At 63.8% G+C, this 17,609-nt stretch carries 14 protein-coding genes and 1 tRNA gene; 5 read left to right on the top strand and 10 right to left on the bottom strand.

Translation table 11 applies throughout. The features are described 5' to 3' along the window. The first annotated feature begins 22 nt into the window (after positions 1–22). A complete protein-coding gene (locus LL253_RS02700) occupies positions 23–1,660 on the top strand; it encodes an ATP-binding protein (protein ID WP_371388878.1) in 1,638 nt (545 codons plus the stop codon). A 4-nt stretch (positions 1,661–1,664) separates the two neighbouring features. On the opposite strand, the gene LL253_RS02695 is transcribed toward LL253_RS02700, so the two are convergent. The 7 genes from LL253_RS02695 to LL253_RS02665 form a co-directional block, all read right to left on the bottom strand. Further along, positions 1,665–3,116, bottom strand: coding sequence for an MATE family efflux transporter (locus LL253_RS02695; protein WP_228226114.1), 1,452 nt, complete (start codon positions 3,114–3,116; stop codon positions 1,665–1,667). Between the two features lie 143 nt (positions 3,117–3,259). Further along, entirely contained in the window at positions 3,260–5,959 is a 2,700-nt protein-coding gene (locus tag LL253_RS02690; protein ID WP_228226113.1) for a valine--tRNA ligase, read from the bottom strand. 45 nt (positions 5,960–6,004) lie between these two features. Further along, complete coding sequence (locus LL253_RS02685; protein ID WP_228226112.1) at positions 6,005–6,691, bottom strand: NnrU family protein; 687 nt, start codon at positions 6,689–6,691, stop codon at positions 6,005–6,007. A gap of 52 nt (positions 6,692–6,743) precedes the next feature. Next, on the bottom strand, positions 6,744–8,771 hold the full coding sequence (locus LL253_RS02680; protein WP_228226111.1) for an alpha/beta hydrolase family protein: 2,028 nt from the start codon (positions 8,769–8,771) through the stop codon (positions 6,744–6,746). Positions 8,772–8,876: 105 nt separating this feature from the next. Continuing rightward, positions 8,877–9,347 (bottom strand): DUF2497 domain-containing protein, encoded by a 471-nt coding sequence (locus LL253_RS02675; RefSeq protein ID WP_009821055.1) that lies wholly within the window; start codon positions 9,345–9,347, stop codon positions 8,877–8,879. Between the two features lie 71 nt (positions 9,348–9,418). Further along, on the bottom strand, positions 9,419–10,912 hold the full coding sequence (locus LL253_RS02670; protein WP_009821054.1) for a TolC family outer membrane protein: 1,494 nt from the start codon (positions 10,910–10,912) through the stop codon (positions 9,419–9,421). Positions 10,913–10,932: 20 nt separating this feature from the next. Continuing rightward, positions 10,933–11,565 (bottom strand): protein-L-isoaspartate O-methyltransferase family protein, encoded by a 633-nt coding sequence (locus tag LL253_RS02665; RefSeq protein WP_228222027.1) that lies wholly within the window; start codon positions 11,563–11,565, stop codon positions 10,933–10,935. Positions 11,566–11,754: 189 nt separating this feature from the next. Here LL253_RS02665 and LL253_RS02660 point away from each other — a divergent pair. From LL253_RS02660 to LL253_RS02645, 4 genes are all read left to right on the top strand, one after another. Continuing rightward, positions 11,755–11,828 (top strand) — tRNA-Cys (locus LL253_RS02660). A gap of 163 nt (positions 11,829–11,991) precedes the next feature. Further along, a complete protein-coding gene (locus tag LL253_RS02655) occupies positions 11,992–13,242 on the top strand; it encodes a tyrosine-type recombinase/integrase (RefSeq protein WP_228226110.1) in 1,251 nt (416 codons plus the stop codon). Positions 13,243–13,433: 191 nt separating this feature from the next. Then, entirely contained in the window at positions 13,434–13,601 is a 168-nt protein-coding gene (locus LL253_RS02650) for a hypothetical protein (RefSeq protein ID WP_228226109.1), read from the top strand. A 168-nt stretch (positions 13,602–13,769) separates the two neighbouring features. Continuing rightward, entirely contained in the window at positions 13,770–14,606 is an 837-nt protein-coding gene (locus LL253_RS02645) for an ArdC family protein (protein ID WP_228226108.1), read from the top strand. Positions 14,607–14,665: 59 nt separating this feature from the next. Here LL253_RS02645 and LL253_RS02640 read toward each other — a convergent pair whose 3' ends face one another. From LL253_RS02640 to LL253_RS02630, 3 genes are all read right to left on the bottom strand, one after another. Continuing rightward, positions 14,666–15,670: a site-specific integrase gene (locus LL253_RS02640; RefSeq protein ID WP_228226107.1), complete on the bottom strand. Its 1,005-nt coding sequence runs from the start codon at positions 15,668–15,670 to the stop codon at positions 14,666–14,668. Beyond that, complete coding sequence (locus LL253_RS02635) at positions 15,667–17,031, bottom strand: tyrosine-type recombinase/integrase (RefSeq protein ID WP_228226106.1); 1,365 nt, start codon at positions 17,029–17,031, stop codon at positions 15,667–15,669. The genes LL253_RS02640 and LL253_RS02635 overlap by 4 nt, the downstream gene beginning before the upstream one ends. Further along, on the bottom strand, positions 17,028–17,609 hold a 582-nt coding region (locus tag LL253_RS02630; RefSeq protein WP_228226105.1), incomplete at its 5' end, for a site-specific integrase. The genes LL253_RS02635 and LL253_RS02630, both read right to left, overlap by 4 nt.

Here is a 17,609-nt window from a genome sequence, read left to right as displayed (position 1 = left end):
AAACGGATGCACCATGTCCTACATGTCGGACGCCCAGAATTTTGCCGCGTCGTCCACGCCGGATCATCCGCATTCCATGGGCATGATCTTCCAGATTGCCGGGTCCAGTTCCAAAGTGCTGATCGACGCGCAGCGCCTGGGGATATTGGGCCAGGACGCCGATCCCTGCGTCGCGATGGCGGGACAGGTCGGCAGCCAGGTCAAGATGCGGGTCGGCGGCTGCTGGCTCATCGCCAGCGTGCGCACCATGGCGCTGGATCAGGCGACGCACAGCGTCATAGCGGACATTGATTTTCTGGGTGAAGGCGATGAGGAGTCGGCGACCGGCCGCATCCATCATTTCCGGCGCGGCGTCACCCGCTATCCCACGCCCGGCACCGACATCTTCCCGGTGTCGAGCGCCGACATGCAACAAATCTACGCCGCCGATGACCGCGCCAATGTCGAAATCGGCACCGTCTACCCGACCAGCGAAACGCGCGCGGCGCTCTATGTCGATTCGATGCTGGGCAAGCATTTTGCGCTGCTGGGCTCGACCGGCACCGGCAAGTCGACCAGCGCGGCGCTGATCCTGCATCGCATCTGCGACCTGTCGCCCCAGGGGCATATCGTCATGATCGATCCCCATGGCGAATATGGCGCTGCCTTCGCGCAGAATGGTGCGGTCTATGACGTCAGCAACCTGGCCCTGCCCTATTGGCTGATGAATTTCGAGGAGCATTGCGAGGTGTTCGTGACCTCGCAGGGGGCCGACCGCACGGTCGACAGCGACATCCTGGCCAAATGCCTGCTCGCCGCGCGATCGAAGAACCGGCTGGCCGAAAGCATCGGTCGGCTGACGGTCGATTCGCCGGTCCCTTATCTTCTGTCCGACCTCACCACCATCCTTCAGAACGAGATGGGAAAGCTGGACAAGGGCACGGGCGCGCTGCCCTATATGCGGCTCAAGACCAAGATCGACGAGATCAAGGCCGATCCGCGCTACAGCTTCATGTTTTCGGGCATGCTGGTCGCGGACACGATGCAGCAGTTCATTGCCAAGATTTTCCGCCTGCCCTCCGATGGCAAGCCCATTTCCATCATCGATGTGTCGGCCATGCCATCCGACATCACCTCGACCGTTGTGTCGGTGCTGTCGCGGCTGGTGTTCGACTATGCCATCTGGGCGCGGGACGAACCGCAGCGGCCGATCCTGCTGGTGTGCGAGGAAGCGCATCGCTACATCCCCTCCTCCACCAGCGGATCGGGTCAGGCCGTGCGCAAGATATTGGAGCGGATCGCCAAGGAAGGCCGCAAATATGGCGTGTCGCTGGGCCTCATCACCCAGCGACCATCCGATCTGGCCGAAGGCGTGCTGTCGCAATGCGGCACCATCATCGCCATGCGACTCAACAATGATCGCGACCAGGCGTTCGTGAAGGCGGCGATGCCCGAAGGCGCGCGCGGCTTCCTGGATACCATTCCTGCGCTGCGCAACCGCGAGGCGATCATCTGCGGCGAAGGCGTCGCGGTGCCGATCCGCGTCGCGCTCGACAATCTGGAGCCGCAGCGCCGCCCGGCATCCAATGATCCCAGCTTTACCGATCTGTGGCGGCAATCGGGCGGCGAGGCTGATATTCTGGCGCGCACCATCACCCGCTGGCGCAGCCAGGGGCGCTGACACCTTATCCTACCGGGGCGATTCGGCCGGCAGGCTCGGTTTCGCTGTTCACGCTTTCGCGGCATTGTTCGGCATGGACCGGCGCCATCAGCTTCGCCTTGCGCCAGCCCCCATGCAGATACACCGCCGACGCGAGCAGCAGCGCGGTCAGCGATCCGGCCGGGAAACTCAGCCACAGGGCGTTCGCATCCAGCACCGGATAGGCGAGATAATAAAAGCCCAGCCGCACCGCGAACAATGTGAAGATAAGGATCAGCAGCGGCGCGACCACCACGCCATTGGCGCGCATGACCCCGAACAGGATCATGGTGCAGCCAAAGAAGATGAAGCTCCAGCTGGCGAGCAGCTGCATCGTCCAGGCCGCCTCAATCGCTGCCTGATTATTGCCCAGGAACAGCGCCAGCAGTGGTTCGTGGAACAGCAGGATCACCGCCACCATCGCACTGGTCACGGCCAGCAGATAGCCCAGGCCATAGCCGGTGATGCGGCTGATCCGGTCCCACCGCGCCGCGCCGATATTCTGCGCCGCCATCGCGCTGACCGCCGCGCCCATGGCCATCGCGGGCATTTGAAGATAGGTCCAGATCTGCTGGGCCGCGCCATAGGCGGCCGTCACCAGCAACCCTTCCCGGTTGACGAGGCCGATCATCACCAGGCCAGAGAGCGACATGACGATCATCTGCAACCCCATCGGCAGCCCCTTGCCCAGCAGCACGCGCATCTGGTCTGCTGCGGGCCAGAGGTAGCGCAGTTCGGCCCCGCGCAGCCGCAGCGGCATGTCCTTGGCATAGATGAAGGCGACGACGCCGATCAGGCTGATGAACCCGGCCGCCGCCGTCGCTGCCGCTGACCCCGCAATCCCGAAAGCCGGGACCGGCCCCAGCCCCAGGATCAGTACGGGATTGAGCACCAGGTCGATGGCGACGCTGACGATCATGAAGATGAGCGGGGTGCGCGCGTCGCCCGCGCCGCGCAGGCCCATCATGATCATGACGACCAGCAAGGTCGCGGGCATGGCGAAGAAAATAACGCGCAGATAAACGAGCGCCAGGTCGAACGCCTCCTGCGGGGTCGCGAGCAGGCGCAGCAGCGCGGGTGCGCCGATCCAGCCGGCGATGGCGACGCCCAGCCCCAGCATCGAACAGAAGCCGACGGCGGTGCCGAAGGCGCGGCGCGCCGCATCGATATCCTTCGCGCCGACCGACTGGGCGACCACCACGGTCGACGCCATGCCGAACCCGAACACGACGGAAAACATGAGGAACATGATGATATTGGCGTTGGCGGTCGCCGCCAGCGCCTGCGCGCCCAGAAAGCGCCCGACCCAGATGGCGTTGATCGAACCATTCAAGGACTGGAGGATGTTGGACGCCAGCGTCGGCATGGCAAAGAGCAGCAGCGTCGATCCGATCGCCCCCTGCGTCAGGTCTTTGCGGTCTGGTTTGCCTGTCGCCATTGTCTGCATCTCCCCGCACAGGCTGGATGAGGAGGCGGACCATGGCCGCCTCCGTTCGCCCTGAGCCTGTCGAAGGGCCATTCTTCTATCAAGGAAGAAAGAGGCTTCGACAAGCTCAGCCCGAACGGGTCATAGGCGCGTGCTTATCCCAACCGATCCAGCGCCGCTTTCAACCGCTCGGCTTCGGCAGTCTTTTCAGCATGATCCTCGCGCGCCTTGGCGACGGCTTCGGGCTTGGCCTTTTCGACGAAGCTGGCATTGGACAGGCGACCGCCCAGACCATCGCGCTCCTTCTCCGCGCTGGCCAGCGCCTTGGCAAGTCGCGCCTTTTCCGCCGCAATATCGATCACGCCTTCCAGCGGCAGGATGAACGTCGCCTCGTCCACCACGATCTGCGCCGCGCCGCCGGCGGGCGGTTCGCCAAAGCTCAGGCTCTCCACCCGGCCAAGCCGCGCCAGCGCCACGCCCTGCCGGTCGAGCCGGCGGTGCGTGTCCTCCGCTGCGCCGCTCACGACCATGGGTAGCTTCGCGCCCGGCGGGACATTGAGTTCTGTCCGCGCAGTGCGGATCGCGCTCACCAGTCGGATCAGCCAGTCGATTTCCGCCTGCGCTTGCCTGTCGACGGCGGCCAGCGCCTGCGGCCATTGCGCCACGATCAGTTCGTTCGCGCGCGCGCCGGTCAGGCTCCATAACTCTTCGGTTATGAATGGCATGAACGGGTGGAGCATGACGAGAATCTGATCGAACGCCCAGCCCGCTACGGCGCGGGTTTCGTCATCCATCGCGCCTTTGGTCAGTTCGATATACCAGTCGCAAAACTGGTCCCAGACGAAGTGATAGATGGCGTTGGCCGCTGCATCGAAGCGCAGGTCGGCCATGGCAAGGTCAATCGCCTGCACCGTGGCCACCGTCTCGGCGATAATCCAGCGATTGACCGGCAGGTGGGCGGCGGGCGCCTCATGGCTTGTGGACGCCGTGACCCCGTTCGCTTGCAGGAAGCGCGCCGCATTCCACAGCTTGGTGGCGAAGTTGCGATAGCCCTCGACCCGCTTTTCATCCATCTTCACGTCGCGGCCCTGGCTTTCCATCGCCGCCATGAAGAAGCGCAGCGCATCCGCGCCGAACCGGTCGATCAGGCCCAGCGGATCAACCACATTGCCCTTGGACTTGGACATTTTCTGCCCATCGGCGGCGCGGACGAGGCCATGGAGATAGAGTTTGCGCCACGGCACATCACCCATGAACTCCATGCCCTGCATCGCCATCCGCGCGTCCCAGAAGAACAGGATGTCGAAGCCTGAAATCAGCAGATCGTTGGGATAGTGGCGTGAAAGCGTCTCGCTCTGTTCCGGCCAGCCCAGCGTGCCGAACGGCCAGAGCGCGGACGAGAACCAGGTGTCGAGCACATCGGGATCACGCGTCAACGCCTTGTTGCCCGCCAGAGCCTGCGCTTCGGCTTCGGTTTCAGCGACATAGCTGTTGCCGTCCGCATCGAACCAGGCCGGAATCTGATGCCCCCACCACAGTTGCCGCGACACGCACCAGGGCTGGATATTCTCCATCCAGTTGAAGAAGGTCTTTTCCCATGTCCTGGGCACGATCTCGATCGCGCCGTCGCGCACCGCCTGCATCGGCGCAACCGCCAGCTTGGCCGCATCGACATACCATTGGTCGGTCAGCCAGGGTTCGATCACCACGCCGGAGCGATCCCCGAACGGCGTCTGGATCGTGCGCGGTTCGAAATCGGCCGTGACCTCCTCGCCCTCCTTGTTTTTCGTCACATGGGGCACGAGGAAGCCGAGCGCCTTCATCGCCGCCACCACGGCTTCGCGCGCGCCATCGACGCCGTCGCGCTTGAAGCGGTGCAGCCCCAGAAATGCGTCGGGGATAAGGCCGTCGGCGGTCTGGACGACATTGGCGTCTGCGTCGAACATGTTGAGCATGTCGCCGGCCTTGAAGCCCGCGCGCTTGCCCACCTCGAAATCGTTGAAGTCATGTCCTGGCGTGATCTTGACCGCGCCCGTGCCCAGTTCCGGGTCGGCATGATCGTCCGCGACGATCGGGATGCGCCGGCCGGTGATCGGAAGAACGATCTGCTTGCCGATGACATCCTTGTAGCGCGCGTCGTCGGGATGCACCGCGACCGCCATGTCGGCCAGCATCGTTTCGGGCCGCGTCGTCGCGACGACGATGTGGTCGCTGCCATCGGCCAACGTCACGCCGTCTGCCAGCGGATAGCGGAAACGCCAGAAGCCGCCCTTGGTCTCGACCGTCTCGACCTCCAGGTCCGAAATGGCGGAGCGGAAATGCGGGTCCCAGTTGACCAGCCTTTTGTCGCGATAGAGCAGGCCGCGCTTGTGCAGTTCCACGAACACCTTGACCACGGCCTTTGAAAAGCCCTCGTCCATGGTGAAGCGCTCGTTCGCCCAGTCCATGGAGCAGCCCAGCCGCCGCAGCTGGCGCGTGATCGCGCCGCCGCTTTCGGCTTTCCACTCCCACACCTTGGCGATGAAATCCTCGCGGCTGTAATCGGTGCGCTTTTCGCCCTTGGCGTTGAGCTGGCGCTCCACCACCATCTGCGTCGCGATGCCGGCATGATCGGTGCCCACCACCCACAGCGCATCCTTGCCGCGCAGCCGCTCGTAGCGGATGACGATATCCTGCAACGTGTTGTCGAGCGCATGGCCGATATGCAGGCTGCCCGTGACATTGGGCGGCGGATTGACGATGGTGAAAGGCGTGGCATCGGGGCGGTCGGGGCGGAACAGCCCCTTTTCCTCCCAATGCTGATACCAGCGGGTTTCGATGGACGCGGGGTCGAATGTCTTGGGCAGCTCGGTCATGACAGCGCCCTTAAAGGCCCTGCCCGCTCCATTCCAGCGAAACTATCAGCCGATCCAGCGCCAGATGCCCGCCGCCCAGCCCGCAAGCGGCATATGCGCCCAGGTCGCGGCCAGCCACACGACCACACCGCCCGCCAACGCATGCGCGCCGAACCGCCCGAACCGCGCCCGTCCCGCCACGATGGCGGCGAACGGCCAGTAGCTGGTTTTCGCCTCCCATTCCCGCCATTGCGCCGGTTGCAGCCGTTCCTTTTTCCGGTCCTGCAATGCCGCGCCGACCAGCGACAGGATCAGGATGGCGAGCGCGACGATGATATTCTTGGCGACCGGATAGACCAGAATATGGCAAATCCCCCACAGCGCGAAGGACCAGAGCATGGGATGACGCGTCACCGCGAATACGCCCTTCGCCTGCGCCGGCACGCGCACCGCGCCGTCCGGGTCGGGCATTGCCGGATTGCCGACCAGCGATCCCATTAGAAGGACCGACGCCACCAACATGATGATCGTCGCCAGCGCCCACAGGCCATCGCCAACCGGCCAGAGCATTTCCGTTACGGATGCGGAACGATACGCCATGACCAACCACCCGAGGGTCGCGAAGGCCACCAGCGAATAGAGCCCCAGAAACCCCTTCTCCCCCACCCGCGCGACCAGCGGCGCGCGCAAGGGGTGGGACAAAAGGAAATGCGTGCCGACAAAGGCAATCGCCGCACTCATCACCATCAACATGGCCGCCCCCTACCCAAGGAAGCGGCCAGTCTATCACAGCCCGCGCTGCTGTCTATTTCGCCGTCCACTTGTCGAGCCAGCCCAGCGCCTCGCCATACCATTGCAGCGAGTTTTTGGGCTTGAGCACCCAGTGATTTTCATCGGGGAAAACCAGCAGTTTCGATGGGATGTCCCGCCGTTGCAATGCGGTGAAGGCGGCCAGCCCCTGAGTATAGGGAATGCGGAAATCCTTTTCCCCCGTCACCACCAGCATCGGCGTCTTCCATTGCGCGACATGGTTGACCGGGTTCCATTTCTCGAACTCCTGCGGCACCTCAAAATAAGGGCCGCCATGTTCCCATTCGTCGAACCAAAGCTCCTCGGTTTCATAGGCCATGGCCCGCGCATCGAACACGCCGTCATGCTGGACCAGGCATTTGAACCCATCGGGCCACTGCCCCGCGATCCAGTTCATCATATAGCCGCCATAGCTGGCGCCGAGCGCGCAGGCATTGCCGGCATCGACCTGCGCATCCTGCGCCGCGGCGGCGGCCAGGCCCAGTTTCAGGTCTTCCAGCGGCTTGCCGCCCCAATCCTTGTTGATGCTGTCGGTAAAGGCCTGGCCATAGCCGGTGGAGCCGTGAAAATCGACGATCACCGCGGCGTAGCCATGGGCGGCGAAAGCCTTGGGATTCCAGCGATAGGACCAGCTGTCGTTGAAGCTGCCCTGCGGCCCGCCATGGACCAGGAAGGCGACGGGCAATTTGCCGGTCACGCCCCTGGGCTTGACGATCTGCCCCCAGACGGTGTCGCCATTGGCGCCCTTGAAGCTGTAGCGTTCGACCGACACATCGTCGACGCCCGCCAGCTTGTCGGCATTGACCTGGGTCAGGCGCACCGGCTTGCCCCTGGCCGGCATCTTCCAGAAATCAGCGGGCGACTGGATGCTGTCGAGCGCATAGACGAACCCGCCCTGCGGCAAGGGAATGACGCTGCCGGCATGGCCCTTGCCGGTCAGGCGCGTCACCTTGCCCGACGTGGCATCGACCCGGAACACCGGATTGTCGAGCACGTCATTGGCCGTCACCAACAGCGACTTGCCATCCGCCGTCCAGGCGATCGACCCGACCGACCGGTCCCATCCTTCGGTCAGCGCGCGCGTTTCGCCGGTCGCGATATTACGCAGCGTCAGCACCAGCCGGTCCGCTTCGTAACCCGGCCGCTTCATCGCGGCATATGCCAGCCATTGGCCATCGGGCGACACCGTCGGCATCGTGTCGGTCGCGTCATTGGCGTCGGTCAGGTTGGTCGGCGCCGCGCTGCCATCGGCGGGGGTGGAGAAAATGTCGAGATTGGTCGACAGCGGCTCGATCCGTCCCGCCTCCCGCAAGGCGAAGAACAGGGTTTTGCCGTCCCTGCTCCAGGCGATCTCTTCCGCGCCGCCAAAGGGCTTTGACGGGCTGTCGCCGACCAAGCCGCCCATCACCGAAATGGCGGGGCCGCCCGCAACCGGCATGACGAAGATTTGGGACCGCTGGCCATCCGACCATGTATCCCAATGGCGCACGAACAGTTGCTCGTAAACGCGGCCGCTGCCCGCATCCGCCGGCGCGTCGGGCTTCACATCGTCCAGCGTCTTCGCGCCCACCGGCCGGTCGGCCCATAGCGCGACCTTCATGCCATCGGGGCTGAGCAGGAAACCGGAAATGCCGCCGGGGGCCTTGCTGATCTGAACCGGATCACCGCCGCTCAGCGCCACGCGCCAGAGCTGATCGTCGCCGCTGGCGTCCGACTGAAAGTAGAGCGCCGACCCGTCGGGCGAAAAGACGGGCGAGGCTTCATTCTTGTCCGCCACCGAAGCGATCTTGCGCGGCGTCTGGCCTGGCCGATCGATGGCAAGCAGATAAAGGTCCGTGCGCCCGCGATTGGCGGCCAGGTCGGTGCTGCGCAGCTGATAGGCCAGCCATTTGCCGTCCGGCGACACCGCCGGCGCGCCGATCCGGTCAAGGCTCACCATGTCGGCGGGCGTGAACGGCCGGGCCAGCGCGGGCGCGCAGGCCAGCGCCATCGCGCCGATCCCTGCAAGCAGCAAAGTCTTCATGCATATGTCCCCATGTCGTGCAGACGACGGTTAAGGCCGCAAGGCCCGTGCGCCGTCAGGATGACAGGGGTCTAGGCCGCTGCGTCAGCGGCCGCAAGACCGGCCTTAGCGGCTGGTGATGCGCGCGATTTCCTTGGCCACCATATCCTCGACCAGCGCGGGAAGGCGTGCATCGAGCCATTCCTTGAGCATCGGTCGCAGCATGGAGCGGACGAGGCCGTCCAGCGTGTTTTCCTCGCCATCGCGCGGCGCGACCAGCATGGAGGACAGCGCGGAAAGCGAATGGCGCGCGGCCACCTCGCTTTCGACCGACAGGATCGTATCCTCGCCTTTCGGATCGGACGGCTTGGTGGCAGCAGCTTTGGGAGCGGGCATCACTTCCTCCTCCGCGACCTCATCGGTCAATTCCAGCACTTCTTCGATCGCTGGCGCGACCGGCACGGACGCCGCCCGGGCGCTATCGGCGCGGGTGCGGCGGGGCGCGGCCTGCACCGCTTCCTCGCCTTCCTCGGCGATGATCCGCTTGATGGACGAGAGTATCTCTTCCATCGAGGGTTCCTTGGTCATGTCACCCATGGATAGTCCCCGTCCAAAATCCATTGCGCAGCGATACCGCCTTAGAATTACCTGATCCGGTTAACAAGCGGTTAAGGCTGGCGGGCCGTCGCGGGATCGACTTTGGCATCCTGCGCGGGCGTGTCAACGGTCCGCGTCGCCACTGGCGCGGGCGCGGCGCCCCAGTCCCAGTCGAACCATTTGCCTTCTACCCGGTCATAATTGACCATCGGATCATAGAGCGTGCCGCTTTCCAGTCCCAAATCCTTCGCTTCGGCGTGCCCCATCGCGGCGAGCAGCGTGAAGCCGGCGACATAGGCGTTGCGCTGCGCCGACACCAGTTCGACCCGGGCGATCAGCGCTTCCTGCTCGGCATTGAGGATGTCGAGGATGGTGCGGCTGCCCACCGAATTTTCCGCCCGCACGCCTTCCAGCGACAAGCCCGTGGCGTCCACCGCCTTGCGGCTGGACTGGATCGTCTGGAGCGACGCCTGCCAGCTGGCATAGGCCGCACGCGTCTGCGCGATGACGTTGCGTTCGGTTTCAATCTCCTGCTCGATCGCCTGCGATTCGAGCGCCTGATTCTGCCGCACCTGCGCGGCGGGTCGTCCACCCTGATAGAGCGGGATCGTCAGTTGGACGCCGGCGGCGGCCTGCTTGTTGACCTGCGGCCCTTCGATGCTGTTGCCGTCGGCGTCGAGCGCCGTGCCACCGAGCGTATGGAGATAGTTGGTATAACCCGCCTGGGTGAAGGCGGAGATGGTCGGCAGCACGGTGCCGCGCGCCGCCTTCACGTCATAACGCCGCGCATCGCGCTGCTTCTTGGCCGCCAATATGTCGGGATTGTCATTGAGCGCGACGCGCACCGCGATCGACGGATCGGCCGGCAGGCCGGGAAGCTGCGGCGGCGGCTCCAGCGCATCGGGCGCTTCCCCCACCAGCGCGATGTAATTTTCGCGGCTGGTGATGAGGTTGGCCTGCGCCGTCTGCAGGTCGGACCGGGCCAGCGCCAGCCGCGATTCGGACTGGGCGACGTCAGTGCGCGTCAGGTCGCCGACCTCGAACCGGTCGTTGGTCGCCTGAAGATTGACCTCCAGCACATTCACATTGGCCTGATTGAGCGACACGATCGCGCTGTCGCGGATCACGTCCATATAGGCCGCGACGGTTTGCGAAAAAATGCTGGCTTCGGTGCCGCGCAGGCCCGCCTGCCCCGCCTCCACCCGCACTTCGGCGGCCTTGACGCTGTTGCGTACGGACCCGCCCGAATAGATCGGCACGCTCAGGGATGCCTGGGCGTTCAGCGTGCGCTGGGGCGAGGTGAAGCTGATCGTGGGCTTGAGGATGCTTTCGCTATAGCTGCCCTGAATGTCGGCGGCCGGTCGACCATTGGCCTTTTGGATCGGCACATTTTCGTCGGTCGCGCGCTGCCCCGCGCGCGCGCCGGTCAGCGTCGGGTTCGACGCATAGGCCTTCGCCAGCGCACCCTGCAGCGTTTCGGCATGCACGGGCAGGCTGATGGCGGAAGACAGCAACAGCAGGGCAGCTGCGGCATGGTGCCGTTTATAGGTGCGCTTGCCTGTCATCTCCCCCGCTCATCCTCCTTCTAGAACGTAAACGTCTTGGCCGCGCCGAACCCGGGCAGAGCCACCATTTCAATATCCGCCAGGCTGCTAAGCCCCAGCGCGCCGCCGACCATCCGGCCCGCGCACAGACGCGTGACGCCACGATCGATGATTCCGGTCACGACGCGGGCGCCATCGGCAAGCTGCTGAACGAGCGCGGCGGGGACTTCCTCCACCGCGCCATCGATGAACAATATGTCATAGGGCGCGCCATCGGGCGCGCCGGCGGCCAGAGCGCCCCGCACGAGGGTCACGCCCGGGACGGCAATCTCGGGACCGCCTTCTTCTTCCACCGCTGTCACCTGCGCGCCCATTTCGGCGAGCAGCGCGGTGCTGTAGCCGGTCGCCGCGCCGATCAGCAGCACCTTGTCCCCGGCATCAACCTGCGCTTCCTTGAGCAGCCGACCGGTCACCAGCGGCGCGTTGAGCGCGCGGCCACCGCTCAGCGGAATGGGACGGTCGATATAGGTCATGGCGCGGCGCTCGGCGGGAACATAATCTTCCCGCGGCACCCGGGCCATCACGGCGATCACGCGCTGGTCGTCCACGTCGCTGGTGCGCAACTGGCTTTCGACCATGGCGGTCCGCATCGAAGAATAGGTCTGCTCGCTCACGATAGTTCCTCGCTTGGCACAACTGTATTGGCAATGCAATACACTAAGGAGATCATCGGACCTCTAAATCAGCGGGCGCGCCGCGCCAAGCGGCTTTGCATGGACACGCCCAAGAATCTTAGGGCGCCGCCAAGCCATCCGGCTTGACTTTGCGATCAAAGCCGCACATTTGCGGCGTCCCACTTGCAAGGCCCGATGGCGGAGTGGTGACGCAGCGGACTGCAAATCCGTGCACGCCGGTTCGATTCCGGCTCGGGCCTCCATTTTTGCTTCTCAGAGGGTCTGAGAGCATCGCATAAGTGGCTGTTTTCCGCCATTTTTACGTGGTAAAATGTCTCCGACAGGTTCGGGCCATTTCACCAAATCTCACCCCAATCATGGAAGATTTGATGGTACGCCCCGCCATAGCGATGGGGAGATACCATCATGTTGGAAGGAAAGCGGCAGAAGTCCGGGCTTACCGCCGCCTGGGTGTCGCGTGCTAAGCCCAAAGATAAGGCCTACAAGCTCAGCGATCGCGATGGGCTCTACCTCCAGATCGAACCCAGCGGCTTACGCGTCTGGCGAATGAATTACCGCTTTCTCGGCAAGCAGAGAACCATAACCTTCGGGCGTTGGCCAGAGCTGCTGCTGGGAGAGGCGCGAGAACGACTGCTGGATGCGCGGCGGCTTCTCGCCAAGGGGGTCGATCCCGTCGAGCATGCCAAGCTTGAAAAGATCCAGAAGATGCTCGCGGCGGCGCACACTTTCGAAGCTGTGGCGAACGAGTGGCTCGAAAAGATAGCCGCTGAAGGCGCAGCAGCCATGACGCTCAAGAAGGCACGCTGGCTGCTCGCGAAGCTCTATCCTGCGATCGGAAAGCGCCCGATCCGCGAAATCTCTGCGCATGAGCTGCTTCTGGCCTTGAAGAAGATCGAGGCCACGAAACGCTACGACACCGCCAATCGGGCACGGACCGCAGGCAGCCAGGTCTTTCGATATGCGATTGCCACGGCTCGAGCCGAGCGCGATATCGCCTCGGATCTTCGCGGCGCCCTCGTCACCCCTCGAACGACACATCGGGCCGCAATCACCACGCCGATCGAAGCCGGGGCTTTGCTGCGGACTATCGATGAATATGACGGCTATCCGCTTACGCGGACCGCGCTGCGTTTGCTGGCGCATGTTTTCGTGCGGCCCGGCGAACTGCGCTGGGCGGAATGGAGCGAGTTTGATCTGAACAAGCGCGTCTGGACGATCCCGGGTCACAAGATGAAGATGCGCCGGCCTCACGCTGTCCCCCTTACCCGACAGGTTGTCGCCATACTTGGTGAGATCGAACACGATGCGGGCTACAGCCCTTTTCTTTTCCCCTCCTTGCGCTCGGTGGACAGGCCGATGTCGGACAATACGATCAATGCTGCGCTCCGGCGTCTTGGCTACGGCAAGGACGAAATGACCGGCCACGGATTTCGGGCGCTGGCCGCAACACTGCTCAACGAAATGGGCTGCTGGAACCCCGATGCGATCGAACGTCAGCTCGCCCATGCGGACGGCAACTCCATCCGCCGCGCTTATGCACGCGGTCAATACTGGGAGGAGCGTGTTCGCATGATGCAGCACTGGTCGGATCATCTTGATCAGCTGCGCGGCGGCGCCACCATCCTGCGGCCCAAGTTTGGCCACAGCGGGTCGTGAGGTTTGCGGGCTGCGTCAGCGCGTTTAGGAGCCCGATCCGCATTTAACAGCAGTGATGTTGAACAGGCCTCTCGATGTTAGAACGGTTTGTTGAACCATTAGAACGGTTTGTTGAACCAAGTGTGGTGCGGCGTCCCAGCCCTCACGGGCTGACCGCGCTCTACTTCCGCTGACGCTCCAGCCGAGCCGTCGTGCGGCGTCTCGTCGGCATAGCCGCTACGATCGCTGACGCGTTCCGCCCCGCCTTGGGCGGTTCGGTCGGGATGCTGCTGGCACCCGTCAAGGGTCGCCGCGCTTTGCGCGCGGCGGCGTTGAGCCTTGACGGCTCCAAGGTGGCGGGGGGCGTCGCTGCCCTGTAGCCCCGCCTCGACGGGCCGCAACCCGTCCGCTTCGCTTCCGGGTCCTCCATTTCATTTCAGCCCTTCGGGTGCGCCCCGCCTTCAGCCGGCGGGGCTGCCGGTTCGCTCCTGCCGCCCCCCGCCACCCTGGCGCCGGTCAATGGCGGTTGAGGAAAGGAGTGAGAAGTCATGGCCGACCGTCAGAGCCTTTATGGCGAGGTTACCGCACGCGTGATCGCCGAGCTGGAGGAAGGACGCCTTCCATGGGTGCAGCCTTGGGACAGCGCCCGGTGCCCTTGCACGATGCCACATAACGCCGTGTCCGGACGGGTCTATTCCGGGATCAACATTCTTATACTGTGGTGCGAGGCGGTGGAACGCCAGTTTTCTTCGCAGCGCTGGCTGACCTACAAGCAGGCCGAGCAGGCAGGCGGGCATGTGCGGCGAGGCGAGAAAGGCACGGTGATCTGCTATGCTGACCGCTTCACCCCGAAGGCTGAGGCGGCGAAGGCCGCAGGCGAGGACCGCGAAGCGCGCACGGTTGCCTTCCTGAAGCGCTTCACCGTGTTCAATCTCGACCAGATCGAGGGACTGCCCGAGCAGTATGACGCCGAGCCGGTCGTCCCCGATTCCGTCATGGCGATTGCCGAGGTGGACAGGCTGATTGCCGCGAGCGGCGCGGACTTCCGGATCGGCGGGAGCGAGGCGTTCTATTCGCCGAGGCAGGACTATGTGCAGGTGCCGCCGCAGGCAGCGTTTCATGAGCCCATAAACTGGTTTCGCACGGCGTTGCACGAAATGGGTCATTGGGTCGGCGGCAAGGGGCGGCTGGAGCGCGATCAGTCCGGGCGGTTCGGCTCTATCGAGTACGCAAAGGAAGAATTGGCAGCCGAGATGACGGCGGCGTTCACCTGCGCAACGCTCGGCATCCAGCCAACGGTGCGGCACTCGGATTACATCGGCGCTTGGATCAAGTTATGGCGAGATGAACATAAATCGAGTAATCGCGAGGTACTGATAATGTGAAGGAACGCGGCCAGATTGGCTGATATCTACGGTTTTTTCCGACGTCCCTTTACATTATTTCAGAGCGTGTCGAGCCAGGCGAGCACGCTTGCATCGCGCTTCCAAGATGGCTGACCGCCGGGAGTTGCCGGAACGGCAACCTGTTCCAAGGCCTTCCGCTTCGTTTCCAGATTGGCCCTGGCATAGTGATTGGTCGTGTCGAGGCTCACATGGCCGAGCCAACTGCGGATGACCGTAACGTCGACGCCCGCCGAGATGAGGTGCACGGCGGTTGCGTGTCGGAAGGCGTGCGGCGTCACATGCTTGGCGCGCAGTGTTGGCGTGGTTTCGGCCGCAGCGGTCACGTAGGCGGCAAGCTTGAACCGGACTCCTGAAGCGCTGAGCGGTTCGCCATAGCGGTTGACGAACAGCCGCTGGTCTGGCGCTCGTGGCTGCCTGTCGAGCAGCTTCTTCAACAACATCACGGTTTCCGGCCAGAGCGGACAGATGCGTTCCTTCCGCCCCTTGCCGATCAGGCTCACGCAGTTCGGGCTTTCGAACCGGATCGCTCCGGGGCACAGATCAAGCGCTTCCTGTATTCGTGCGCCGCTGTTGTAGAGGAACGAGAGCAGCGCATGGTCACGCATACCCTCAACAGTCGAACGGTCTGGCTGAGCGAGGATCGCCGTCACTTCCGCCGGGTCAAGGTAACAGGGTTCCGATACAGGTCTGCGCTTGACTGGGATGTTGAGGACCTCGACGCATTGCGCGATCAACGCGGGATCCTTGGTCGCCACGAAGTTGAAGAAGCTCCGGATCGCGGCGAGCCGGCAGTTGCGGGTGCCGATCGTACTACCGCGTTCATGTTCGGCGTGACTGAGGAACGCGATGACCTCGCCGGCGGACAAATTAGCCAGCGTGATCATCGCCACCTTCGTCCTTGCACGCTGGGCGACGAACCGGAGGAACAGCCGCCAGGTATCGCGGTATGATCGGACCGTATGGATAGATGCGTTGCGCTGTTCGACCAGCCATTCGTAGAAGAACGCGCGCATGAGGTCCGGGAACCGATTGATCTTGCTCATGCCCGCACCTCCTGCTCCAGATTGAGGCATGGTGCGCCCACCGCGCGGAACCTCTCGTTGGCGTGATGCAGCAGGTCCTGCGTGATCGTGATGTAGACCAGGGTAGAGTTGATATCCCGATGGCCCAAATAGGTCGCGAGGAACGGCAGGCGCTCCTGTGGGTTGATGCCGGTCTGGTACCATTCGAGAATACGGTTCACGACCATCGAGTGCCGCAGGTCGTGCAGGCGAGGCCCCGTTCGCCCCTGCCGCGGCTTCAGCCCGGCCCGGCGTATGACGTCAACGAGCAGCCATGCGACGGCTTGCTTTGTGTAGCGGGCGCTGCGCTGCTCGTGCCAGAACAGGCCGGAGCGCGGATCATGTGATCCACCGGCCTTACGCCGTGCATCGATATAGGCCCGAAGCTCGGCCATCACGCTGTTGGGAAGCGGCAGGATTCTGGTCTTGTAGAACTTGGTCTGTCGGATCGTGATCGTGCCTCCCTGGAGATCGACGTCACTCAGATCGAGACGGGCAAGCTCGCTTCGCCGTAGTCCCGCGCAATAGGCGAGCAGCAGCATGGTGTAGATGCTTAACGGGCGAAGCGGCGCCCTTGGCGAGGGGTAGGAACGGGCAATGTCGAGCATATGCCGCACGTCGGCGGGCGTATAGATATGAGGTTTGCGCCATTGCTTGGCCACTTCCTTTCCCGGACGCGGGTCCGGCCGACGCGGCGGGATCGACGGATCCCGGTGACGTAGGATTTTCGCAAGGAGGCGCTTCAGCTTTTCGCACTCGTTCGCGTGATTGCGTGTCGTTTTGGCTGATGACCAGTGCTCGAGCATAACCCCGAGCGGCTGATCCTGAAGCGCCGGGTTCAACTGTAGGAAACGGTCGAACCGCAAGAGCCACACGTGCTGCGACGTGTATTTGTAACCGCGGCTCCGCATCAGGACGACGTGCCCGGCCATCATTTCGCCTAGCACGCTGCCGAACGGCGTGGGCTGGCGCAGTTCGGCAAGCGCGCCGTCCGGATCGCGCGACGCCAGCGCCCGCCACACCGGCTTGCACTGTTTGATATTACACGCATCGCGCAAGGCGGCGACGGGATTGCATTCAATCGCGCCGGCTTCCAGAAGATAGTCGAGGAACCGGTCGATGATGCGAGTGCGGTGCAACCGCGTCGTGGCTGCCCACTGGGCCGAAAACGACTCCAGCCAGGCCACCAACACGTCGTTGCCGAGTTCGGCGTGGTGCTCGGCGATGTCCTGGAAGCTGCCTAGCACCTGTTTGTAATAGGCGCGGCTGTTGGGGCTGCGCAGGCCAAGGCTCGCAAGATAGCGCGCCATCAACATCCTGCCGGGATCGGGCCATATCGTCATGACCGCACCTCCCGTCCCGGCACGTCGAGTGCGATGGCCCTGAGATCTTCCGTCGCAAGCTTGAGGTAAGGCGCCGTGGACTCGGTCGAACGGTGTCCGAGCATGTCGCCGATGATCTTCTGCGGCACCGAAGCGCGCAGCATTTCCACCGCGCGGGCATGGCGGAAGATGTGCGGACCACTCTTGCCTGGTGGCTCGACCCCGGCGTCGCGAAGCCGTCGTCGCACCACGCTAGCCAGCATTCCAAGTTTGCGATAGGGCGCGCGCGTGCGGATGAAGACTTCCCGGGCATCAGTCACAGGCCGTCCCGCGCGCAGATACGCGAGCATTGCTTCGCCGACCGGCGCCATCAGCGGCAGGAACGAACAGGCGCGGGTCTTGGTGTGCTTGATGCGGATCGATTCCGCGCGCCAGTCGATGTCTTCGATCAACAGGTTGCGGATCTCGCCCGATCTCAGGCCATAGGTCGCGAGCAGTTGCAGGATGGCATGGTCCCTTAGCCTGTTGATTTCCACTGAGAAGTGACCCGGGTAGGGCGTAAATTTCCACTGAGAATTGACCCATGTTGAACTCGTCCC

Origin of the sequence: Sphingobium soli, from assembly GCF_020782245.1 — a bacterium.
Classification (GTDB): domain Bacteria; phylum Pseudomonadota; class Alphaproteobacteria; order Sphingomonadales; family Sphingomonadaceae; genus Sphingobium; species Sphingobium soli.
The sequence above is the reverse complement of the archived record's forward strand: the minus strand, read 5'-3'. Positions and strand labels throughout refer to the sequence as shown.

Excerpts from the sequence above, each read along its gene's own strand:
- LL253_RS02670 (WP_009821054.1), bottom strand. The coding sequence starts at position 10,912 with ATGACAGGCAAGCGCACCTATAAACGGCACCATGCCGCAGCTGCCCTG.
- LL253_RS02675 (WP_009821055.1), bottom strand. The coding sequence starts at position 9,347 with ATGGGTGACATGACCAAGGAACCCTCGATGGAAGAGATACTCTCGTCC.
- LL253_RS02700 (WP_371388878.1), top strand. The coding sequence starts at position 23 with ATGTCGGACGCCCAGAATTTTGCCGCGTCGTCCACGCCGGATCATCCG.
- LL253_RS02640 (WP_228226107.1), bottom strand. The coding sequence starts at position 15,670 with ATGAGCAAGATCAATCGGTTCCCGGACCTCATGCGCGCGTTCTTCTAC.
- LL253_RS02685 (WP_228226112.1), bottom strand. The coding sequence starts at position 6,691 with ATGTTGATGGTGATGAGTGCGGCGATTGCCTTTGTCGGCACGCATTTC.
- LL253_RS02635 (WP_228226106.1), bottom strand. The coding sequence starts at position 17,031 with ATGACGATATGGCCCGATCCCGGCAGGATGTTGATGGCGCGCTATCTT.
- LL253_RS02695 (WP_228226114.1), bottom strand. The coding sequence starts at position 3,116 with ATGGCGACAGGCAAACCAGACCGCAAAGACCTGACGCAGGGGGCGATC.
- LL253_RS02645 (WP_228226108.1), top strand. The coding sequence starts at position 13,770 with ATGGCCGACCGTCAGAGCCTTTATGGCGAGGTTACCGCACGCGTGATC.
- LL253_RS02655 (WP_228226110.1), top strand. The coding sequence starts at position 11,992 with ATGTTGGAAGGAAAGCGGCAGAAGTCCGGGCTTACCGCCGCCTGGGTG.
- LL253_RS02690 (WP_228226113.1), bottom strand. The coding sequence starts at position 5,959 with ATGACCGAGCTGCCCAAGACATTCGACCCCGCGTCCATCGAAACCCGC.
- LL253_RS02680 (WP_228226111.1), bottom strand. The coding sequence starts at position 8,771 with ATGAAGACTTTGCTGCTTGCAGGGATCGGCGCGATGGCGCTGGCCTGC.